Origin of the sequence: Acutalibacter sp. JLR.KK004 (assembly GCF_036941085.1) — a bacterium.
Classification (GTDB): Bacteria; Bacillota; Clostridia; order Oscillospirales; family Acutalibacteraceae; genus Acutalibacter.
Genome location: NZ_JAYMNQ010000001.1, coordinates 2,514,255 through 2,537,038, shown reverse-complemented (window position 1 = coordinate 2,537,038; position 22,784 = coordinate 2,514,255). Strand labels below are relative to the sequence as shown.

Annotated in this window: 24 protein-coding genes; 15 read left to right on the top strand and 9 right to left on the bottom strand. The window is 46.0% G+C overall.

From position 1 onward, the window contains the following. The first annotated feature begins 72 nt into the window (after nt 1-72). Nucleotides 73-1,386 carry an IS4 family transposase gene (locus VSQ30_RS13765; RefSeq protein WP_135975216.1) on the top strand — a complete coding sequence of 438 codons (1,314 nt, stop codon included), beginning with the start codon at nt 73-75 and terminating at the stop codon, nt 1,384-1,386. A gap of 483 nt (nt 1,387-1,869) precedes the next feature. Beyond that, on the top strand, nt 1,870-3,183 hold the full coding sequence (locus VSQ30_RS13760; protein ID WP_135975216.1) for an IS4 family transposase: 1,314 nt from the start codon (nt 1,870-1,872) through the stop codon (nt 3,181-3,183). Between the two features lie 165 nt (nt 3,184-3,348). On the opposite strand, the gene VSQ30_RS13755 is transcribed toward VSQ30_RS13760, so the two are convergent. The 9 genes from VSQ30_RS13755 to VSQ30_RS13715 all read right to left on the bottom strand — a co-directional run bounded on the left by VSQ30_RS13755 (nt 3,349) and on the right by VSQ30_RS13715 (nt 10,536). Next, nucleotides 3,349-3,591, bottom strand: a complete 243-nt coding sequence (locus tag VSQ30_RS13755; protein WP_135975214.1) for a helix-turn-helix domain-containing protein — start codon at nt 3,589-3,591, stop codon at nt 3,349-3,351. Beyond that, a complete protein-coding gene (locus VSQ30_RS13750; RefSeq protein WP_135975212.1) occupies nt 3,588-4,013 on the bottom strand; it encodes an RNA polymerase sigma factor in 426 nt (141 codons plus the stop codon). Before VSQ30_RS13750 ends, VSQ30_RS13755 begins: the two co-directional genes overlap by 4 nt. Before the next feature lie 9 nt (nt 4,014-4,022). After that, on the bottom strand, nt 4,023-4,649 hold the full coding sequence (locus VSQ30_RS13745) for a hypothetical protein (RefSeq protein WP_135975210.1): 627 nt from the start codon (nt 4,647-4,649) through the stop codon (nt 4,023-4,025). Then, nucleotides 4,594-6,024: a hypothetical protein gene (locus tag VSQ30_RS13740; protein WP_135975208.1), complete on the bottom strand. Its 1,431-nt coding sequence runs from the start codon at nt 6,022-6,024 to the stop codon at nt 4,594-4,596. Before VSQ30_RS13740 ends, VSQ30_RS13745 begins: the two co-directional genes overlap by 56 nt. After that, nucleotides 6,021-6,902: an ABC transporter ATP-binding protein gene (locus tag VSQ30_RS13735; protein ID WP_135975206.1), complete on the bottom strand. Its 882-nt coding sequence runs from the start codon at nt 6,900-6,902 to the stop codon at nt 6,021-6,023. Before VSQ30_RS13735 ends, VSQ30_RS13740 begins: the two co-directional genes overlap by 4 nt. 60 nt (nt 6,903-6,962) lie before the next feature. After that, entirely contained in the window at nt 6,963-8,165 is a 1,203-nt protein-coding gene (locus VSQ30_RS13730) for a HAMP domain-containing sensor histidine kinase (RefSeq protein ID WP_135975204.1), read from the bottom strand. Then, complete coding sequence (locus VSQ30_RS13725) at nt 8,153-8,827, bottom strand: response regulator transcription factor (RefSeq protein WP_135975202.1); 675 nt, start codon at nt 8,825-8,827, stop codon at nt 8,153-8,155. The genes VSQ30_RS13730 and VSQ30_RS13725 overlap by 13 nt, the downstream gene beginning before the upstream one ends. 487 nt (nt 8,828-9,314) lie before the next feature. Continuing rightward, nucleotides 9,315-9,623 carry a plasmid mobilization protein gene (locus tag VSQ30_RS13720; protein ID WP_135975200.1) on the bottom strand — a complete coding sequence of 103 codons (309 nt, stop codon included), beginning with the start codon at nt 9,621-9,623 and terminating at the stop codon, nt 9,315-9,317. A 25-nt stretch (nt 9,624-9,648) separates the two neighbouring features. Further along, nucleotides 9,649-10,536 (bottom strand): replication initiator protein A, encoded by an 888-nt coding sequence (locus VSQ30_RS13715; RefSeq protein ID WP_135975198.1) that lies wholly within the window; start codon nt 10,534-10,536, stop codon nt 9,649-9,651. A gap of 180 nt (nt 10,537-10,716) precedes the next feature. On the opposite strand from VSQ30_RS13715, the gene VSQ30_RS13710 reads away from it, so the two are divergent. The 13 genes from VSQ30_RS13710 (at nt 10,717) to VSQ30_RS13650 (ending at nt 22,752) form a co-directional block, all read left to right on the top strand. Further along, nucleotides 10,717-12,810, top strand: a complete 2,094-nt coding sequence (locus VSQ30_RS13710; protein WP_277820572.1) for an ABC transporter permease — start codon at nt 10,717-10,719, stop codon at nt 12,808-12,810. A gap of 126 nt (nt 12,811-12,936) precedes the next feature. After that, nucleotides 12,937-13,197 (top strand): hypothetical protein, encoded by a 261-nt coding sequence (locus VSQ30_RS13705; protein WP_135975196.1) that lies wholly within the window; start codon nt 12,937-12,939, stop codon nt 13,195-13,197. A gap of 5 nt (nt 13,198-13,202) precedes the next feature. Continuing rightward, complete coding sequence (locus VSQ30_RS13700) at nt 13,203-13,868, top strand: ABC transporter ATP-binding protein (RefSeq protein WP_135975257.1); 666 nt, start codon at nt 13,203-13,205, stop codon at nt 13,866-13,868. 14 nt (nt 13,869-13,882) lie between these two features. Next, nucleotides 13,883-16,267 carry an ABC transporter permease gene (locus VSQ30_RS13695; RefSeq protein ID WP_135975194.1) on the top strand — a complete coding sequence of 795 codons (2,385 nt, stop codon included), beginning with the start codon at nt 13,883-13,885 and terminating at the stop codon, nt 16,265-16,267. 102 nt (nt 16,268-16,369) lie between these two features. Next, nucleotides 16,370-16,984 (top strand): helix-turn-helix domain-containing protein, encoded by a 615-nt coding sequence (locus VSQ30_RS13690; protein WP_442907046.1) that lies wholly within the window; start codon nt 16,370-16,372, stop codon nt 16,982-16,984. A 45-nt stretch (nt 16,985-17,029) separates the two neighbouring features. Beyond that, a complete protein-coding gene (locus VSQ30_RS13685; RefSeq protein WP_017144665.1) occupies nt 17,030-17,830 on the top strand; it encodes a dihydrofolate reductase family protein in 801 nt (266 codons plus the stop codon). A gap of 54 nt (nt 17,831-17,884) precedes the next feature. Then, nucleotides 17,885-18,028, top strand: a complete 144-nt coding sequence (locus VSQ30_RS13680; protein ID WP_008687245.1) for a WxxxWxxW domain-containing protein — start codon at nt 17,885-17,887, stop codon at nt 18,026-18,028. Nucleotides 18,029-18,405: 377 nt separating this feature from the next. Continuing rightward, nucleotides 18,406-18,684, top strand: a complete 279-nt coding sequence (locus VSQ30_RS13675; protein WP_135975190.1) for a hypothetical protein — start codon at nt 18,406-18,408, stop codon at nt 18,682-18,684. A 41-nt stretch (nt 18,685-18,725) separates the two neighbouring features. Further along, nucleotides 18,726-19,511, top strand: coding sequence for a class I SAM-dependent methyltransferase (locus VSQ30_RS13670; protein WP_135975188.1), 786 nt, complete (start codon nt 18,726-18,728; stop codon nt 19,509-19,511). A gap of 199 nt (nt 19,512-19,710) precedes the next feature. Beyond that, on the top strand, nt 19,711-20,490 hold the full coding sequence (locus tag VSQ30_RS13665; protein ID WP_016222142.1) for a response regulator: 780 nt from the start codon (nt 19,711-19,713) through the stop codon (nt 20,488-20,490). A 61-nt stretch (nt 20,491-20,551) separates the two neighbouring features. After that, nucleotides 20,552-21,043, top strand: coding sequence for a winged helix-turn-helix domain-containing protein (locus VSQ30_RS13660; RefSeq protein WP_022745526.1), 492 nt, complete (start codon nt 20,552-20,554; stop codon nt 21,041-21,043). 155 nt (nt 21,044-21,198) lie between these two features. Next, entirely contained in the window at nt 21,199-21,930 is a 732-nt protein-coding gene (locus VSQ30_RS13655; protein ID WP_334464635.1) for a sigma-70 family RNA polymerase sigma factor, read from the top strand. 606 nt (nt 21,931-22,536) lie between these two features. Beyond that, nucleotides 22,537-22,752 (top strand): DUF6870 family protein, encoded by a 216-nt coding sequence (locus VSQ30_RS13650; RefSeq protein WP_004083374.1) that lies wholly within the window; start codon nt 22,537-22,539, stop codon nt 22,750-22,752. The last annotated feature ends 32 nt before the right edge of the window (nt 22,753-22,784 follow it).

Below are 22,784 nucleotides of genomic sequence, written 5' to 3'. Positions count from 1 at the left end.
GGTTGACAAAGGAGGAAAAATGTGCGGCGAAGCCCTGAAAAGTAAACTTGCTTTTCGGGGGGGACGCCGCACATGAAATATACACCAAAATTTTTGCGGGGAATGCTGCTTTCTATGATCCGGAAAATGGGGGAGCACCCAGAACAATACGTCAGGCAGCCGGGGCGGGATTTTACCCGTCCCCGGACGCTGACCTTCGAAACGGTCATATCCCTGCTGCTGACCATGAGCGAAAACAGCATTGGAAAAATACTGATCGGACGGTTTCAAAACAGCGAAAAAACACCGTCGGCTTCGGCCTTTGTCCAGCAGCGGCAGAAGCTGCTGCCCGCGGCGCTGGAGACGCTGTTCCACCGCTTCACAGCCCTGCTGCGCCCTGGGAAGACCTTTCGTGGCCATCGTCTGCTGGCAGTGGATGGCTCGTCGCTGAAATCCGCCGCCTACCCGGAGGACCCAGCCTCCTACCGCCCGGGCACGCCCAGACAGCACGGCTGGAACCTCTGGCACATGAATGCGCTCTTTGACCTGGAAAACGGCATTTATACCGACCTGATCGTGCAGAAGGAGCACGAAAAGAACGAGTGCAGCGCCCTGTGCCAGATGGCAGACCGCTCCCGCGTTTCCGGAAAGGTGATCCTGCTGGCTGACCGGAATTACGAATCCTGCAACAATCTGGCCCACCTGGAGAAGCGGAACTGGAATTACCTGATCCGTATTCGGGACAAGGCTCGGGGCATTGCATACGGTATGCCTTTGCCTGACCAGTTGGAGTTCGACATTCCCCTCAAACTCACCCTGGGCCGGCTGACGCCGCGGCAGTTGGAGACCCGGGGCATCGCCGTCCCCAAGTCCTATTACCGTATCCCGCCCACAATGACATTTGACTTTTTAGAGTCGAACAGCCCGGATTTCTACGAAATATCCTTTCGCGTTGTTCGTTTGCAGACCGACAGCGGCAATACGGAAACCCTTATCACCAATCTCGACCCGGACCGGTTCCCCCTCGCCGCCCTCAAAGCCCTCTACGCCAGACGCTGGGGCATTGAGACCTCCTTCCGCAGCCTGAAATACGCCGTGGGTCTCATCCATCTTCACGCAAAGAAGCCGGACCTTGTCCTCCAGGAGGTTTTCGCCAGTTTCCTCATCTTTAATTTCACCCAGGCCGCTGCCTGGGCTGTGGACGCGTCTCAGGGCACAGCCAAATACAAGCGTCATGTCAATTTCTCCGACGCTGTCTTTGCCTGCTGTGCTTTCCTGCGCCGCTCCGCCGCTGATCCGCTCCTGCTTCTCCGACGAAGACTGCTCCCGCTTCGCCCCGGACGCACCGCCCCAAGGCCAAAAATCACGGGTAACCGCATTTCCGCCTGCTATGCCTCCGCTCGCTGACCTTTTCTATATCCTTTTTCTGACGGAGCTGCCTCCGTCTGCTTTTGCTGCCTCTTTTTCCTGATAAGCTCCTTCTGGATTTCCTTCGGAATCCCATTGCCTTTTGCCGTTTCTTTCTTCGCGGCTAGCTTAATGACATTATTCACCGTGAGACACATTTTTCAGCAATCGCTGTATTGGTTGCTGTTCCTGTTTCTTACGTCTTGATTTCGCCCTTTGTATGTATCACGATGCCGAATAGCCAAAACTGAAATAAAACTCAAAACAAGTCAAAACATTTTATTTACCTGCCTGATACAACAATTTTTGCATTGGAATTGTAACGCCGATACAAAGAAATGCGTCTCACCGTGAGTAATGTCATTAAGTTGGGAATAGGGAGAAAATAAAGTCAAAAAAGATGTAAAAATGGGTTGACAAAGGAGGAAAAATGTGCGGCGAAGCCCTGAAAAGTAAACTTGCTTTTCGGGGGGGACGCCGCACATGAAATATACACCAAAATTTTTGCGGGGAATGCTGCTTTCTATGATCCGGAAAATGGGGGAGCACCCAGAACAATACGTCAGGCAGCCGGGGCGGGATTTTACCCGTCCCCGGACGCTGACCTTCGAAACGGTCATATCCCTGCTGCTGACCATGAGCGAAAACAGCATTGGAAAAATACTGATCGGACGGTTTCAAAACAGCGAAAAAACACCGTCGGCTTCGGCCTTTGTCCAGCAGCGGCAGAAGCTGCTGCCCGCGGCGCTGGAGACGCTGTTCCACCGCTTCACAGCCCTGCTGCGCCCTGGGAAGACCTTTCGTGGCCATCGTCTGCTGGCAGTGGATGGCTCGTCGCTGAAATCCGCCGCCTACCCGGAGGACCCAGCCTCCTACCGCCCGGGCACGCCCAGACAGCACGGCTGGAACCTCTGGCACATGAATGCGCTCTTTGACCTGGAAAACGGCATTTATACCGACCTGATCGTGCAGAAGGAGCACGAAAAGAACGAGTGCAGCGCCCTGTGCCAGATGGCAGACCGCTCCCGCGTTTCCGGAAAGGTGATCCTGCTGGCTGACCGGAATTACGAATCCTGCAACAATCTGGCCCACCTGGAGAAGCGGAACTGGAATTACCTGATCCGTATTCGGGACAAGGCTCGGGGCATTGCATACGGTATGCCTTTGCCTGACCAGTTGGAGTTCGACATTCCCCTCAAACTCACCCTGGGCCGGCTGACGCCGCGGCAGTTGGAGACCCGGGGCATCGCCGTCCCCAAGTCCTATTACCGTATCCCGCCCACAATGACATTTGACTTTTTAGAGTCGAACAGCCCGGATTTCTACGAAATATCCTTTCGCGTTGTTCGTTTGCAGACCGACAGCGGCAATACGGAAACCCTTATCACCAATCTCGACCCGGACCGGTTCCCCCTCGCCGCCCTCAAAGCCCTCTACGCCAGACGCTGGGGCATTGAGACCTCCTTCCGCAGCCTGAAATACGCCGTGGGTCTCATCCATCTTCACGCAAAGAAGCCGGACCTTGTCCTCCAGGAGGTTTTCGCCAGTTTCCTCATCTTTAATTTCACCCAGGCCGCTGCCTGGGCTGTGGACGCGTCTCAGGGCACAGCCAAATACAAGCGTCATGTCAATTTCTCCGACGCTGTCTTTGCCTGCTGTGCTTTCCTGCGCCGCTCCGCCGCTGATCCGCTCCTGCTTCTCCGACGAAGACTGCTCCCGCTTCGCCCCGGACGCACCGCCCCAAGGCCAAAAATCACGGGTAACCGCATTTCCGCCTGCTATGCCTCCGCTCGCTGACCTTTTCTATATCCTTTTTCTGACGGAGCTGCCTCCGTCTGCTTTTGCTGCCTCTTTTTCCTGATAAGCTCCTTCTGGATTTCCTTCGGAATCCCATTGCCTTTTGCCGTTTCTTTCTTCGCGGCTAGCTTAATGACATTACTCACCGTGAGACGCATTTCTCGGCTATGGCATAAAATCATCGGGCGGCTTTTTGAATTGAAAGCTGTCGATGGCTCTGAACAACGCGATTTTCGCTTGATAATACAGATCATCGTCCACATGAAAATGTGTATTTCCGTATTCATCATCGTAACGGCATAGGCATCGGCTTACGATAAAGCCCTCAAAGTGCTGGAGTACAAACTGGACGGCTTCAGCGTCAAATCTCTTTGCCGCCTGGATGATATTAAAAGGTACTCGCTTCATGGAGCGTTCTCTATCAATTCCCGCAGCCGTTTAGTTGCGGCTCTGCTCCGCCGGGAAACAGCGGATGCGCCTATATGTACCAGCGGGGCAATTTGAGTGTGTTTCAGCCCTTTGAAATAATAAAGCAAAATGATTTCCCGGTCTTTTGGGATTAAGTAGGTCAACGCTTTAGACAGCTTTGGATTGTAAACAGGGATATTCATTCCTTGAACGTGGAATGTCTGGCATAATTCCTCCGGCTGTTCCGCTTCATTGCTCTCTGCCGCCAAACTATAAAGTGCGGCATCTGTCAGTGTGGAGAGGGATTGCTCTATCTGTCCCCGCTTGGATTTTTTCTGACGTTCTTTCTTTGTGGCATTGCTGACCGCCTTTTTGCAGTAGGCTTCAAACATGATTTCATTAAATAGCTCAAATCTTGTCATTGGTATTTCCTATGCCGATTGTCCTTTTTTCTCAAAGGGAAGTCCGCTAAAAAAGATAATCGCCGCACCGCTCCCCAACAGCAAGAAGAATTGGTAAACGCTGATGCCATTTGAAACGGATTTGAAAATAGCTCCTATATTCTCCACTTGCAGGACACAGTACCAACAGAACGACACCAAAAATCCAATTACCGTATTTCTTGATACGGCGCTTGCCAGAAGCCCGATAAATCCGAGCGTCATAGTTACCGCCAGTGTTCGGAGCGCAAAAACAGACGCCGGGAATGAACATCCGCCAATGGTCATATATCCCTCGAAAACAAGAACAAGTGCAACTGTGCAGATCAGTGAAAGCACCATCCGCAGCACAGTGACAATCCGATATGGAAAGGGCCGAAAAGTGATAATCGCGTCCATGCCGCTGTCCTGCTCCGGCTTTAGCAGCGGCACGAACATAGGAAGTCCAATCAGTGCCACCATTCGTTCCAGACAATCCGCAGACTTCACGCTGTCGAGGTTGGAAGTCCCGTATATCAGCGGAATAACGAACAGGAGCAGAATTGCTGGGAAAAGGGTCTGCTTAATGTTCAGCCGTAAGTTTGAATTTGTGATGGTGAGCAGATTTTTGGCGTCCAAAGGTCAGCCCTCCTTTCCGCTTTTTGCTATACACAAAGACGGCCAACCCCACAAGCGCCAGGGCAATAACGGAAATAGTAATCCTGTTTAGTGCCAGCATTTGAATATTCTCCATCATCCGCCCGTAGCCTTTCAGGGTGTTGTGCCGGATGATAAGGTCGAACAGGCCGTAATTTCCACCGTTCAGCTTATCGACAGTGGGATTGCCAACCAGCCAGATCAGACCGGCCAGCAGGATCGCTGTATAGTTTTCCAGCAGCGCCGTCACCACCAGGCTGATTGCCATAATCAGCAGAACCGTGGGCAAAATCCACGCGAGGGTGTACTTGATAAAAGCCAGCGCATCCGCTTGGACGCCAATGCTGCCGCAGTACCGCATCAGCACAACCAGGGATTTGACCGGCAGAATGAGGATAGGGAGCATGGTCATACAGACTGCGGCGGCGTAACGGGTACAGATCAGCTTTGCGCTAGAGATCGTTCTTGGGTAAGTCAAACCCCGCATTTTGCGGCGCTTATCCCGCAGCATCAGGTCAACAATTACAAAGGCCGGGAGGAACAGCACTCTAAGGGAAATGCTGTCGCAGTAGTACCGAGCAAAAGCGCCGGTCACCCGGTCGCCCTCGTAGAACTCCCGGTGCTGCCGCTCGGTGATGGGAGCTTCCTCCATGTCGTTCCCGAAGTAGTACAGTTTCAGCATTGTCCAACTAAAATAGGAGTTGCGCCCAATCATCCGATTGACTTCTTCCATGATTTCTTTGAAACGTTCAAACGACACCTGTATTTCAAAGCTGCCGCTTGACTGTGACGGCGTTTCGGGAGATGTGCCATCGCTGGGAACGTACTGCCATTCGTCCGGCCTTATGATAAACTGCCCGTCCTCGTTTATGCCTCCTTTGCCCGGATCCAGGACAAAGGCACCGCCGCCGGAGATGGGAACGTCACCGATATTGGTATCATTGGTATCTCCCGCTCCGTCTTTTGCCCCGGCCAACTCCTGTTCACTAAGCCCGGTCAGCTCCATCAGGTATTGGAGGATCACAGCCTGTTCCTTGGCGGACATGGTTTTCTCCTTGACATAGCCAAAGGGGTAATACTGATAGCAGTTATCGCGGTAATTATACATCAAGAGTTTTGTGGCCCCAATCATCATGGCGTGTTCCATCGCCGCATTGGGGACGGCATCGCGTTCCTCTGCGTAGTTTCCGTCGGTTGCGGTATAGAACACCGAAGCGGGGTCGTTAGTACGCCGAAGCTCACTTTCCACGGAGGGATCATATTGATAAAAGCTGACGGCCAGCAGCGCCAGGACAAGCACCCAATATAAAATGCTTTTGGCTATCTTTTTGCACTCCATTCCAAACAAGCGCATCATTTTTTCACCCCCTGTTCCAACTGCCGAAGCATTTCCATGTAGCCGTCCTCTACCGTGGCCTCACAGGTCACAGGATCACCGACCGTCGGCTCACTGTCATGGAGGACACGGATTTTCACATCCGCCAAATGGCCCTGACTGGACAGGACGCAATATTCATTTTGGATGGACGCCTGTCTGCTCTTGGGGACAGTCAGCTCGTAGACCTTTCCCGCCGCCGTTTGCGCCAAATCCTCTACGGTTCCAGTGAACAGCAGCTTCCCAGCGTCCAGAACAGCCACCTTTTCACATACCGTTTCAATGTCACTGACAATGTGCGAGGACACGATCACAATGCGGTTGCTGGAAAACTCGTTCAGCAGGGCATAGAAGCGAAGCCGCTCCTGGGGGTCAAGGCCAACTGTCGGCTCGTCGGCAATCAACACCTGCGGGTCATGGAGCAAGGCTTGGGCAATACCCAGCCGCCGTTTCATGCCCCCGGACAGCTTCCGTACCTTTTTTTCCCTGTTCTCCCACAGATTTACCCTTTGCAGCAGATCAGGGATGCGTTGGCGCTGTACCTCCGCTGAAAGATTGGACAGTGCGGCCAGATAGCGCATGATCTCCAACACCGACATATCCGGGTACAGGGAAAATTCCTGCGGCAGATAGCCAATGAGGGGCCGGATTTTCTGGGTATCCTCCAGCGGGATTTCGTTGAATATAATTTTGCCGGAGGTCGGCTTCCGCAGGGTGGACAATATCTGCATCAGTGTTGTTTTCCCCGCTCCATTTCGTCCCAGCAGACCGAACATACCGTTTTCAATGGTGAGGGAAATGTTGTCCAGTGCTGTCTTTTGCCCGTAGTTCTTTTTTAGGGCTTGGATTTTTATTTCCATAAGAAAAACTCTCCTTTCGAGTTGATAAGGAGAGTTTAATCGAGAAAAGTCTACATTCCGTCACAATGGAGAAACTTCTTCAATTTTTAGTTTTACGGTTACTCTTGCCCCGCCGTCCGGCGCATTGTCAAGGAATATCGTGCCGCCATGCTTCTCCGCTAAAATTTTGCAGATCGTCAGGCCGATGCCGAAATGCTCCTTTTCTTTTTTGCCCTTGTAGAAGTAATTGACTGCCTCGGCCCGGTCTTGCGCCGAAAAGCCTTTCCCATCATCCGTTACTGTGATTTTAAGAAAAGGCTGTGAATAAGAAAAGTCCAGGTCAATCTTCGATTTACAATATCGCAGGGCATTGGAAACAATATTTTCCACGATCCGAAACACAGCGGCGGGGGCGAGGGAAGCCGTCCGCTCCGGCAAATTCGCAGAAAAATGGATGTTTGTTTGGTGCTGTTCAGACAGGATAGAAAGTTGGGTCTGCATTTCTTTCATCAGATCAGGTAACGCAATTTCCTTGTAGTCCAGGCTCATATCCTCCAGGGTTTGTACCTCATGGACGGAATTTGCATAATCCTCTAATCTGCTGGCTGCTTCATGGATATATCCGGCAATCTCTCGCGTTCCATCCGCCGTAAGTATATCTTTGCCAATGTTCCTGTCCAGATATTCGCTGTATCCTTTTATCACGGTGATTGGTGTTCGCAGGTCGTGGGAAATGCTGGCGTTGATTTTCTTCCGTTCATCAAGCAAAGCCCACATCCGCCGGCTATTATCCAGCAGCTCCCGCCGCATAGTCTCAAATGCCCCGCAAAGTTGGCCCAATTCATCTTGCTTTTGATAGCTTATGGAAAAAGACAAATCATTGTCTGCAATGTGAACAATGCCCTGCTTGAGCGCATCCAGAGGCTCCTTCAACTTAATGCGGTAAAATATCGAGCTGGCGCAGGCGATGCCTGCAAAGGAGAAAAGGACGGGTAGGAGAACCATCAGCGTTTGAGCGGTCTCAAATACGATCACTTCCTGATTTGTAAATTCGGATACCTCACCGTTCGCCGGGCCGCCGCTCGCTTCCAAGGTGAATTTTCCGTTTCCCTCCGGCTGAACAACAGACGGCTGAAAAATATAGGCGTGGGGAAGCAGGATTTGATCTCGTATATTAGAGCAAATTCGTACCGAAGCAGCGGACAAAAGAATTACAGCTATGGCCGTAACGATAACAATAAAGCAGAATGATTTTTTGATGGAGAGGTTTTTCAGCTTACCCATTTATATCCGCACCCCCAAACTGTTTCAATATAATTTTTGCTGGTCGCCGCTGCCAGCTTCGTGCGTATTCTGCGGATATGCTCTTTTAGTATATCGCTGCTTCCCTCGGCATCATAGCCCCAAAGCCGCTCATATATCCGCTCCCGGTCAAAGACCTGTCCGGCATTGAGCGAGAGAAATTCGATGATGTCAAATTCCTTTTTTGAGAATGGGATGATCTGCTCGTTGCAGTACACACACCGCCCCACATAGTCAATGAACAGGTCGCCAAATATTCTTGCATTGCCGCCATGCCGTGTGCGGTTTTCCCGCCGAAGATGGGCTTCCACACGCGCCGTCAATTCGTCCAGGCTGAACGGTTTTGTAATGTAATCGTCCCCACCAGCCCGCAGGCCGATAATCTTATCCTGCTCGGTGACACGGGAGGTCAGGAAAATAATGGGACAGTCAATGTGATTGCGTACCTTTTTGCAAAATTCCAGTCCGTCAACCTCCGGCATATTGATGTCCAGCAAAATCAGGTCGGGGGCATGGGACAGCATTTGAGCGGCTTCTTCTGCGTCTGATGCGGTATAGACAAGATAGCCCTCGGTCTGGAAATGCAGTTTGATTAGATTGTTGATAGCAGCTTCATCGTCAACTAACAAAATTTTAGGTATCATTTTATATTCCTTTCCGCTGTGCGTGTCAAAGATTATATCGTTTATACTATCAGAGAAAAGTCTATATTTGGTCAACTAACGTCATTAGAACTCAAATCCTTTATTCGCATAGTATAGCTCTTCTTCATATACTTCGCAACTCTGAAAGACGAAGTAAGATACTACTAAAATGGAGAACTTTTAATGCGTCTCACGGTGAGACACATTAAAGAGTTGGCTGGTCTCATGAGCGTCTGCCGCTTTTCCTGACAATGATCACCGCACTCTCCGGGAAACGCTGGCTTTACCCATAACAGAAAAACCGGCGCAAGCCGGTTTTGGGGTATGCCCCCTTAGTCACAAAAAGCACCGGCGGCCTTTGGCTGTCAAGGCCCGCGCCGGACGCTTGCGGACGGCGCGGCTTGCCTTGGCCTTGACGGGCAAAGGACGGTGGTGTAAAATCCGCTCCACCGAGAGGGCATACCCCGGATTGTGCCGCCTTATCACGTTACAGCGTCTCTTTCACCAAACGCCACGTCTGCCGGATAAGAGCAGCAGCTTCTGCAAGTTCTGTTTTGCTGATGCCTTTTGTGGCATTGGCCCAATATGCAATTTGATTTACATTGTTCCCGATTGCCGACAACTCCTGCAGCAGGGCGGCGTAGGTATCAGGCGGCTTTGGCTGAATGTTCATGCCCATGATACTGTGGCGGATCAGGGCGCTGGCATTGAGGCCCGACAGAGCGCATTGTTTCAGCAGGTGCCTATACTCTGTATCATCCAGCCATAGGCCGATAAAATGTTCACGTTTTCGCATGGCAGTCTCCCTTTCGTAATGCGTCTCATGGTGAGACGTATTTTTCGTGGGCTGGGGGTTTTAAGGGGGCAGTGCCCCCTAACAAGGGTCGTTTGTGTTTAACAAATGACATACTTGCTCGGACAGCACCGCCTTTCGGCGGCGCTGTCCGTTGTGGTGTTGCTGGGTAGATGATTCCTTTTTTAACGGCGTTTTTTCCACAAAAGAAATGCGTCTCACGGTGAGACGCATTTCCCCAACATCGTGCTGAACAGTAGAAAAACTGTAAAAGCCCATAAGACATACTATTTTTCCTGGGTTCCTCTCTTAGCTCGTATCTATCCATTACCGCCTGGTTTGCGGTGGGGGTAGGGGGATAGATGGATTGATTAGTATGAATAAAATCAGTTTGGTTTTTATCAGTATAATTCGGGTTTGCTTTTGAAACCTCAAGACGTCGATTTTCCCGATGCCTTGAAGTCGATTTTTCCGACCTCTGCACGTCGGAAAAATCAGCCGGCAAAATGGGTGCGGCAGGGCCTTGATCGGGTGCCTCCATATGCTCCTGCATAGTGATTCGCTTGACAAAAATCCTGTCCGGCTTCCCCTGGCCCTGTTTGATTCGCTCAATCAGGCCGATTCCTTTGCTGGTATCCAACTCTGCCAATAACCGCATGGCCTTGTTTCGCCCGCAGCCTATGACCTCGCAAACCTCTTTTACAGTGAAGTAAATATAAACCCGCCCGGAGTTGTCGTGCCAGTCATTTTTGGCGGACAGGCTCATACGATTCAGCAACATACCATATAACAACTTGGCGTCCGCAGACAGGGGCTTGAAGCGAGAATGGGTGATAAGCTGGCGGGGGATGCGGAAGTGTGAAAACCGTATTTCTTCATCGCCGCAATAATAGTCTGATAAAGTTACGCTCGACATTGAGTGCCCTCCTTTTCAAGAATGAAAAAAGCACGATTGGCGTTGATTGTCAAATCGTGCTTTTTTCTGCCTGTTTGATTTTGTCACAAAGGTTTGCTTTTTCGGTAACTGCCTTATTATGTGTTGTTTTTCGTCTTGTCCTTTATACGTACTGACCTTAAGCATAGTAATAGTTTTCTGATGGATGGGATCAAATTTGAAGCGGTTTATATGCCGACTGGTTTTGGAATTATAAAATCTTATGAATTAGTCAGTGGAACCCGTCCAGAACAGTACAATGAAATTGTAATTGATAAAAATGTTCAATTAGAGCTGGGCTATCAGCTAAATATAGGAGATACCATCACTTTACCAACGGCGGAGAGTAAAACAGAGGATTTTATCATTACTGGTTTTACTGATAATGTGGAAACAGGAACATATTACTTTTATGTCTCCCCGGCATATGCAGAACGGGGCGTGTTATTATCTGATATTCCGTATAGTGCTTTGATTCGTGTAAATGGTGCGACAGAAATGGGACTTGTTGATTTTGAGAATACAGTATATCGTCTTGCTTCATCGCAAGACATAAGTAGGAATCAACTTTATTTTAATAGCAAATTCTGTTCCTCACTTATTAGTGGATCAGGAATGGGAAGTGTTCTTTTAGCTACGCTTTTTATTGCATTTTCAAGTGGGATTGTCATATACAGTGTATTCTACCTTTCGGTATCAAATCAAGTGCAGCAGATTGGACAGCTCAAAACTATTGGCATGACAGAAAAACAAATTAAGCGGATGATTCGTAAAGAGGGGTATCGTTTCTGCCTGTTCGGAATACCTGCCGGTATTGCAGTAGGTATCATATTTGCATATTTGTTAGAGCCGAATGGGATAACGATTCTCAATGCCATAGCTACAAGTATTTTCGCAATAATATTAGGCATTATCATCGTACAAATTTCCATATATAAGCCTGCACAAATAGCTTCAAAAATTCCCCCCATTGAAGCAACAAAATATGTTGGAAATGATTCAGAACTGAAAGAAAGTAAAGCGCGGAAAAGGAAAAATCATATTCGTCTCTCACCGTATTCTTTAGCTGTATTAAGCGAAAAGCAGGATCGAAAAAAACACAATCTGACGATTGCCTCACTTGCAATCGGTGGGATTTTATTTATGGTTGGAGCCACTTTTATATCATCATGGAATCCAGATTCCTTTGCGAGAATGGGGAATTTGGAAGATGGAGAATATTATATTACGATTAACCACAATACATTAGTCAACCCGAAACCGTATGGCATTTCGGAGTATCAAGTTGATACGCCTTTTTCACAGGAACTCATGGAAGAATTGCAACAAATCCCGGAAGTTAAAGAGATTTATGCTACGGAGAGAACCGCAGCCATTATTGAGTATCACGATGAACAATTAGAAATTCCCATTATTCCGATTACACCTGATAATCAGGAGGAAATTTTGAAAACGCTTCCTGTCGATTGGACATACGAAACATTGGTGAAACAAAACGCTATGGTTATATTAGGGACAAGCGTACAGAACGAAGTCTATCATACTTGCCCATCAATAGGAGAAAAAGAGACATTACGATGGTTCGATGGAATTGAACACAGCACAGATGTTTTAATTGCCGGTACTTCCGAAAAAAGTATGAATGAGGGTTTTTATCTTCCAAAAGAAACCATAGAAAAGTTGTGGGGAGATATGGATTTAACAGCTTCTTTAACTTTGTCCGTACCCGAATATGAAAAAGTGGGTAAATCAGTAGAAAGCAAGTTAAATGAAATACTGTCCAAACACCCTGATTTGGTAATGGAAACCTTACAAGAGGTAAAAGCATCTTCAGCAAATACGATTCATAATACTAGCGTACAAGTTTATGGGGTATCTGCCTTTGTCATTATGTTTAGCATTTTTAATCTGACAAACACCTTGATTAGTCGTATCAGTACAAGGAGAAAAGAATTTGGAATATTGGAGTCTATCGGTATGACAAAAAAGCAGATAAAGAAAATGTTGCTGCATGAAAGCGTCTTACTGATTATTCCATGCTTGATTATTACGCTTGTGGCAGGAACCTCGATGGGTTATTTGTTAGTACGGATATTATCTACAAATGGATTAACTTATTTTCAATACGCTTTTCCTTTTATTCCATTATTGATTTACGGTGTCTGCTTAATAATAACACCGATTATAATTTCTGCTATCTGTCTAAAAATTCAATGCAGAAATTCGTTGGTGGAACGGATCAAAATGGCAGACTGATTTTGAAATGTCCGAGTGCTGTAACATTTCACCCCGATTTTCGATGAAATTTTTTGACCGCTGTAACATTTCGCGGACATTTGGGTTTTACAATACCCTTATCAGCAAAAGCAAGGAGGCGACGCAATGGAACTGACCCCGACCTTGATTTTGAATCTGGCGCTGCTGATCGTCCCGCCCGTTGCCCTTGTGCTGGTGTTCCGGCAATGGCTGGCTCGGCACATCCGCTGGACGGTTGCCTTGACTGCTCTCTGTGATGTTCTCCTGTTTTTGGATGAACTGTTCTACTATGAGAGCTTCGGTCTGTTCGCGGTGCTGATTCTGGTACAGTTGGCGGCCACCGGCGCAGCAGCGTTCCACATTTACAATAAACAAAGAAAGGATTGAATTTTATGAGTATTTTACAGACGATCGACCTGAAAAAGTATTACGGCACAGAGCCGAACATTACCCGCGCCCTTGACGGTGTGAACTTCTCCGTGGAGGACGGCGAGTTTGTGGCTGTTGTAGGAACCTCCGGCAGCGGCAAGTCTACCCTGCTTCACATGATGGGCGGGCTGGACACCCCTACTTCCGGCAATGTGATTGTCCGGGACAAAGACTTGTCAAAAATGAACGACGAGCAGCTTACCATCTTCCGTCGCCGCAACATCGGCTTTATCTTCCAGAACTATAACCTTGTTCCTATTCTGAATGTGTATGAGAACATCGTCCTGCCGGTGGAGCTGGACGGGGACACGGTGGATCAGAAGTTTTTGAACGAGATCGTTCATCTGCTGGGGCTGGAAGATAAACTGAAAAATATGCCGAACAATCTTTCCGGCGGCCAGCAGCAGCGTGTGGCTATCGCCCGCGCCTTGATTACAAAACCGGCTATCGTGCTGGCCGACGAGCCGACCGGCAACCTTGACAGCAAGACCAGCGCCGAGGTGCTGGGGCTTATCAAGCGCACCAGTGCGGAGTTCCGACAAACTGTCGTGATGATTACCCACAACAACGACATAGCCCGTCTTGCAGATCGGATTGTCCGCATTGAGGACGGCAAGATCGTGGAGTAAGGAGGTGGCAGGCTATGACATGGCCTTTTGAAAATGACACCAGTGGCATAGTAAAGCGCATATCAAATCGCAGTATCTCGGCAAATCGAAAAAGAAATATCTTTATTGTTTTGACGATTGCACTTGCCAGCGCATTGCTATCTGCCATTGTCCTCTATGGCTTTGGAGTTATGCAGGAAACGCAGAACCGCAACCAAAAAACAGCACAGATTATGTACCATGCGATTTCTGAACAACAGGGACAAGAACTATACAAGCAAGAAGAAATTGCGTGGGTTGGGGAATTTTTTAACGCATTTTCTGAACAGGTAAACCATTCAACCGTGAATTTTACTTATGCAAATGCAGATATGCTAAAATCCCAAAGTATGCCCTATTCGGGAGATTTACCAGCTTCGGAGAATGAAATTGTAGTGCAGGAATCCTTTTTGGATAGTTTGGGCTATTCAAATGAATTGGGACAGACAATTCAAATTCCCTTTTCTGACGGGACTACCCATGATTTCAAATTGACGGGAATCTTAGATGTGAAAACCGGCGATATTGGGCGCTATACAGCCATTATATCGAAAGAATTAGTAAGACAGCAGTATGGCGACGAGGGCATGATTGATTATTACATTGGGCTGAAAGGCGCTCAAAATATGAGCGAGGAAGAAGCCACCAACTATGCAAACACTCTGGCGCAGCAATTAAAAATTTCCGATGATAGTGTGATTGTCCGTTCCACATATTTTAACTTAAAGGACGAAAATCACGGAAGCGATATGCTGTTCTATTTCTTGATCGGTTTTGTAACTTTCATTGGTTCCGGCATTGTGATCTATTCGATTTTTTATATTTCAGTAGCAAGCAGTATCCGTAACTATGGACAGCTTCGCACAATCGGAACTACAAAACGACAGATCAAAAAGATGGTTTACCGCGAGGGAAAATTACTTGCTGCCATTGCTATCCCGATTGGTCTGGTTATTGGAAATGTGATTGGGTACTTCCTGATTCCTGCCGGTTGGTACTGGCTGACTACTTTATGTGTGACGGCCGGGGTTGGCCTTTTTGCATTTATTATTGTGATGATTGCTATTCATACTCCTGTAAAAAGAGCTGCGGCAGTATCTCCGCTGGAAGCATTGCGATATTCCGATTATCAAGGAAAAATGAAAGAAAGTTCCGTGTTGCACCGTAAAATAACGCCTGCTTCACTTGCTAAAATGAATCTGTCCAGACAAAAGGCAAAGTCCACTTTAACAATACTTTCTCTTTCACTCGGCGGAGTATTGGTTGTATTGATTTCGACAATGTTAGTTTCCTATGATGGCGTTGCAGAGGCAAGAGGCAGGGCGTTCCCTGTCGGTGAATTTAACATCCAGCTCAACGCAAATCAATCGTGGGACACCGCCGGTATTTCTTTGTCTGGATTGCAGCAAAAGAATTTTCTAAATGCCGATTTTGTAAATGCAGTAGAATCTATTGATGGGGTTACAGGAATCAAGCGCTGGTATTACACAGACGCAGAATATCTTGTAAATGGTAATTCTGGAAAATGGATTCAGGGCTTTTGCCGGGATGAGCAGCAGAATTTAGAGGAAGAACGAATTGCAGGCACCATTGATTATGATGAACTGGTGGCAGGCAATGGAATTGTCTTGCTTCAAGAGCGTGCCGATCTCTATGATATTGAGGCTGCGTTGGGTGATACCGTCGAAGTGGACTATAAAACCAAATCCGGCCAAATTCGCACAAAGACCTATACCGTCATGGGCATTGTAAACGAATATTCTTACTCCGGCTTTTCAAAATGCTTTGCGCTTCCAGAGCAGCTTATGAATGAAGCGACCGGGATAGATTGCACAGGTACGATTTCCGTAATTACCGATATGGAAAAATTTGATACGGTTGAAGCTGCATTAAATCAACTGATAGACGGAAATAGCGATTTGGTTATGGAAACCATAAAAGAAAGTATCTCTTATTATAGCGGACTTCAACAACTTTCTTTCGGGGTATTGTTGATCGTGGCTGTTATTGTTGTGTGCTTTTCTTTAATCAACCTTGTCAATACGACAATCACAAACTTTCTGTCCCGCAGGCAGGAAATTGGAATGTTACAGGCAATTGGTTTGAGTAAAAAGCAACTGATCAAAATGCTGTGTTATGAGGGATTGATTTATTCCGTTTTTGCTACGCTTGTAACAGTGGTTTTGGGAACTGGATTGGGCTTCCTATCCGTACAGGTAGTTGTGAAAATGATGAATCCATACTTTTATTATTCATTTCCGTGGCTGATCGTATTGATATATTTAGCAATCCTGCTGATTGTGCAGTTTACCTTGATTTCTTACACAACTGGAAATCTGAAAAAGCAATCTCTTGTTGAGCAAATCAGGGCAATGGAATAAGCGTATAAAATTTACGATAAATAAGTATGATAGGCTTATAAACAGAAAGAAAAGCAACGAAAGGAGCGGTTATACTAAGTTATGGAGGGTTATATAAAGAAAATGATTTTCTTAGGAGAGAACATACAGACCATAAGAAAACACAGGAAAATGAAACAGCAGGAGTTTGCGGACAAAATCGGTATCAATATGCAGAGCCTTTCCAAGATTGAAAGAGGGGTAAACTATCCTACCTTTGATACGCTGGAAAAGATAATGGACGTGCTGGGAGTAACGCCCAATGAATTATTGTCGGGAAAATGGAAGTATGTTAATCAAGCCGAAAAGGAAGTCTGCCAGTTTTTAAGGACGGAAGAACGCCTAAATGCAGAGTTGAAACATGGACACTATGATAACTTCTTTGACAGCGAAGAAGAATGGCTGGAGTATGAGCTGGAACAGTTGCGGAAATACATCACAGACTATATCAACGGAACGGAGATACAAGCGTCCGACCTTTACCCTATCAAGGAATTTATCCAGCACTTGAAATTTCAGAAAATATTAAACCGCTATGATGATTTATACAGCATGGATATGTTTGGGGAAAGCACAGACGGACACAAGTACGGTACGCCTTATCAGGTTGTAAAAATGATAAACCCCAATTCAAAAGAAGATATGGAACTGTTACGGGAAGTATTAAGGAATAATCATTTTGATAATGAGGACGAGTAGCCTTTTTTCTTTTCTGTGTTGGGTAATCAAGAGGAAGAAAGAAGTGTGCATTTTCAAGGCAGAAAAATATCAAAGGGTATGCTGATTTTTGTTGTGGCGGATATATGGAACTGTTATAATATGGATATGAAGAAAGCGAATTGGAATTTGTGGAGGAAAGATAAAATGGATAGACCTATTACAACATTGTTTATGCTAATGTCTGTTGATGGGAAAATAAGTACTGGTGCAACAGATGATTTGGATGTAGATAAGGATTTTCCTAAAATTAAAGGCGTTAATGAGGGATTACACCAATATTACGAAATAGAGCAGACAACAGATTTGTGGTCTTTCAACTCGGGTAGAGTGCAAGAAAAAATGGGAGTAAATAAAAAGAAAATACCAAGGAAAACACCGGTTTCCTTTGTTGTAATTGATAATAAACATTTGAATGAAAATGGTATTCGCTATTTTTGTGCTTTATCAAAAGAGTTTGTGCTGATTACGACGAATACAAGACATCCTGCCTTTAACGTAGAGGATGAAAATCTTCATATCATATACCAAAATGAATTATCCTTAAAAGATGCACTTATAAAACTTAAATCGGAATATGGTTGTGAGAGAATAACAATCCAGACTGGAGGAACATTGAATAACTTATTTCTTCGTGAAAAGCTGTTTGATTATGTAGATATTATTATTGCACCTGTTTTGATTGGCGGCAAGGATACTTCTACTCTAATTGATGGAAAGTCTTTGACAGAAGAATGCGAATTATCAAAATTGGGTGTTGTGAAGTTGCAAGAATGTGTAGTTTTGGAGAACTCGTATCTTAGATTACGCTATGAGGTGATTCATTGACAAATCCCAGTTTATATAACTGGGATAGATTTGCAGTTGTGGAGGTGGTTGATTATGGAATATACTAAAAAGAAAAATTGGATAATAGCAATCGCTGTTGCTATCGTTTATTTAACAATAAGTATTCTCTTTGATTTGTGGTTTTTTTCTTGGATTATATGGGTTGCCTATGCAATTTATAGATTTATCGTGAAATAGATAAATCCAAGCTGTTCAGAAGTACAAATCTCAGTTTGACAATTTCATATCCGTACATAAAAAGACACCGCTTAAGTTAAGGGTGTCTTTTTAGCGCTATTTTATTGTCATATCAAGGCTCAATCAATCGTGGTAAATTCGTGGTAAAATGAATGATTTTCTATACTTCAAAATACTTGAAAACATAGTATTTATGTGGATAATCTAAAAATAGATATAAAATTTATACAAATTATCTATGGATAACGATAAAAGAAAATTAACAGAACTGATAAGCAAGAAAGTGTGTATTGCGCCCATCCTTACGAATGTGCTTTTGTAGTTTTTGAGAAATAGGAACGAATACTATAAATCGAAATTTGAAAGGAGTAACAGACATGGAATTTCCTTTTTATGATTCACCCGATACTGCTACGATTATCTGTTGCCATATATTGGAGAGTCAGGCACCTATTCTATATGTATCACATGATGAAGATGACGGAATGTGGCAATTTCTATGCGGAGAAACACATGAAACGGATGAAGCAAAGTTAGTATCTTTAAAATGGGTTTTTGATTTAGATAACTCTGTCAGTACCTTAAAGGATATGCCTTGCGGTTACTATGCAGAGAGAAAAAACCAAGATGACGATTGGATTATCAGGAAGCGATAACTTCCGGTTTGTCGGGCAAAAGAAATTTATGGAGGCATAGTATGAAGATAACTGATAGAGATATAGATAACGGAAAACCTTTTGATTGGGGGAAAACCTCTTTAGATTATGCAAAGTTCCGTGATATTTATCCAAAAGAATTTTATCAAAAAATTGTTGACCGCAAATTATGTATAGACGGACAATCTATCCTTGATGTTGGAACAGGGACAGGGGTGCTTCCCAGAAATATGTACCAGTATGGGGCGAAGTGGAGGGCTACCGATATTTCAGGAAATCAAATTGAACAAGCCAAAATCCTTTCAAAAGATATGGATATAGATTATTACGTTGTGCCAACAGAAGATATAAGTTTTTCAGATAATTCTTTTGATGTAATCACAGCCTGTCAATGTTTTTGGTATTTTAACCATAAAATTGTTATGCCTAAGTTTTATCGTATGCTTAAAAAAGAGGGAAAGATTCTTGTTTTATATATGGCATGGCTTCCATTTGAGGATAAAATTGCGGGAGCAAGTGAAAAACTTGTGTTAAAATATAGTCCTAACTGGAGTGGTGCAGGAGAAACGATACATCAAATAGACATACCCGATTGCTATAAAGAAAACTTTGAACTTGTACATCACGAAGAATTTACTGTAAGAATACCATTCACCCATGAAAGCTGGAATGGAAGAATGAAAGCGTGTCGTGGAATTGGTGCTTCGCTTACCGAAAAAGAAATTTCTATGTGGGAACAAGAACATAGAACACTCCTTGAACATATTGCGCCTAATGAATTTGATATTTTACATTATGGTGCTATTGCCGAACTAAAAAAGCGTTAAATTGGACGTTTGGGAAAATCAGTGGAGCGGTTCATTAGCTGCTCCACTGATTTTTGCTATCCCTTGACAAAATATTTTGAAATGTCCGAGCTTTGTAACAATTCAGCCTGTTTTTCTGTCGAAATCAAAGACACCTCGGACATTTGTGTAACATTTGTAGTTTATGCTTGTAGTAAATCAATATTGGGGGTGAGGACACATGAAAAAGATACTGCTGATCGACGACAGCGACACCTATACATGGTGTCTGCAAAAATACTTACAGCACCGGGGCTACCCGGTGAAAACGGCTTGTACACTGAAAGAAGCGCGGGCCGCCATCCAAGAGGAAATGCCGCTGGTGGTCTGCTGTAATCTCGATCTGCCGGATGGTTCCGGCATGGACTTTCTGAACGAGGTGCGGGCCGCAGATAAGGAGCTGCCTTTTATTCTGGCGTCCTGCCATGACAAGGACGACTACGAACAAGAGGCTATGCGCCGGGGCGCGACGCTGTGCATGGACAAAATGAAAGGACTGCTGCTGCAAGATAAGCTGGTGGAATACGCCTACCGGCAGTTATCCGGCGAACCAGATTCAACTTTTCATAAGCTGCTCTTTGTCCATGCGGAAGATACCAGCGCCGGAGTGCTGCGGGCTGCTATGCTGCAAAAGGGCCTTGACCTGATTCTGGTTTCCTCGATAGCAGACGCCAAGTGTCGGATTTTTGAGGATGAAGAAATAGAACTGATCTTGTGCGATCTGGAACTGCCGGACGGCACAGCAATGGAGCTGTTTCATACGCTGCGACGGGTGGCAGGGATGTTCCAAATGAAGAATCCCCCTGTCCGGCTTCTGCCGTTCTTTATCCTTACCGAGAACAGCGACCCTGCCACGGAATATGAATACCGGCATGAGGGTATCAATGACTATTTCATGTCCCCGGTCAATATTCCGGAGCTGATACGGAGAATTATGTATTTTGTTGAAGATTCAAAATAATGGTAAAAATCTTGAAATAAAGTTGATTTGAAGGAGGTGGTGACATGGGAAATTAGCCGTATTGGATATATCTGAATCCGGCAGACAAATTGGAGAAAAATTGTTTGCTTTGCTTGATACAGAGCAGCAGAAAGATTTATTGCAGTATATTCTTAATAGAGAAAATCTGAGTGATTTTCCCGATATTTTCCTATGTACTGTTTCTAAATGTCACGGTTTCCAGAATGGTTCAGTTCAACCATTATTGGAAATCCGGGAAGGTGATCTGTATTTTTGCCTGGAAGAAAGAACGGTGTGTGTCGGCAGTCAGGAGATAGAATTAACAGCTAAAGAATTCGATGCACTCCACTTACTGATTGTCAACAAGAAACGGGTATTGACCTTTGAGACTATAGCTTACCATGTTTGGGGCGAAGAATATATTGACGTTACACCAAAAACAATCCATAATCTGTTGAGCCGCCTTCGCCAGAAACTTCAAATTGCACCTGAAGCACCTGAATATGTTATCAGTGTGCGAGGCGTCGGTTATAAATTCGATGCTGGAATATGACAGATAAATTTAGGGCATTTTTAGGACATTACCGGGAAAGGCTGGCGATAAAAAGCGAATATGCCCCTGTATAATATCCCCCATGTAACAGGTTGGGGGATATATCAAAGTATAGTGACAAATCCATTTATACTCCCCCAGATATGGGGGCAGACATGCACATTAGAAAAGTCCTATATTTTCACAGGAAACGACAAAAAAATAGCCAAATATATTTTAGTGCCGCAGTTCAAAAAGCTGCGGCACTTTTTGTATCGACATATTTTTATTTTTTCTCCCAGCAATCAGCAAAATGTTCCATTAAGCGCGCGCCTGTAACAAAACGGGTACGCGCTCTTTTCTTATCTACAAAACAGACAAACTTTCCTGCTGCCTCTGTTGCAGGTGATAGTCCGGGGTGTCGCTCTCCACCTTCTGATTTCGATTTTGCCTATCAACTAAAGAAATCGAAATTGGAGGAATTACCCATGAAAGAAATTAACTTGCGGGACTATTACCCGTTTTATACGAAAGATACTGTTGTTGAAGTGCCGGACGAGGTGGCCGACCTGCTCCGGGAATATAAATTAAGCGAGGCGGCCCATTTCCTGCGTACATATCGGCATAAGGCATATTTTTCTCTGGACTATGACAAGAATGTTGAACGGGACGCCCTTGTGATTATGCTGGCACCGGAAGATGTCTTGGTCCAGGAGGAAGAACATGCGAGGCTCTACCGGGCTATTTCCCTGTTGCCTGAAAAGCAGCGAAACCGGATATGCTCGCACTATCTGCTTGGCATGAGCCTTTCGGAAATTGCCAAAAGCGAACACTCGGCGGTAAGCTCCGTGCATGAAGGAATCCAGCGCGGGCTCCGACGCCTGAAAAAAATTCTGGAAGAAATTTAATCCTGCCCCCGAAAATAACCCTCAAAAATGAAATGAATAATAGAGGGACATATTTATCCGGCAGGACAAGCCTGGCGGGTGTGGCCGTACAGCATATGCTCCGGCCCGCCCCAACTGAAAAACTGTCATAACTGCCACGCCCCTCGCTTGCTCCTTGACAACCGAATACACGCTGTTACAGGTACTTCATTCTGTGTTCCGAGCGGCAGATGGGGCGGCGCGGTGACAGGCGGCCTAAGGAGGTGATGAATCCAGGCTGTCCGAGCGGTAAACGCAACCCACGAAACCGGCTGTGGCAGGCCGGACGCGACAACGGCACAGATCATAATGGTACTTCCTCACGGCTCCCTAAAGACTTGGGGAGAGTTCCTGCGGCGTGCGCCTGCTCTGGCAAAGCGGCGGCGTATGCGGGGCTATGATGCGGCAACGCTATCCGCAGCCTGTAACAGCCCTGCCCTGTTCGTTCAGGGCCTGCCGGGGGGCGTGGCAAATACGGCAGCTGATCGAAATCAGATACAATGGGCCGGGTCTGTGAGTGTATGAGCGCAGGCCCGACTTATTCATGTGGTTTCGATAGCCAGAAATTTTCAGGAAGGAGTTGGTATTATGGAAAATACGGTTGTTGCCGGCAGAACCGGCGCACTGGTGGACATCCGGGAGGTTGCCGTTGATAAGGAGCTTTCCCGTGAGGAACGGATCGCCGAATTTGTACGGCAGATCAAAGACCCTTACCGCTTCAAATGCGGGCGGTTCACCGTACAGGCCAGCTTTGCCGCAGGCGGCGCCACCCTGGAAGAATGTATCAAGGGAATCTTACGGTGAGCCGGATTATTTTAGGAAAAGGGCTGACTTTC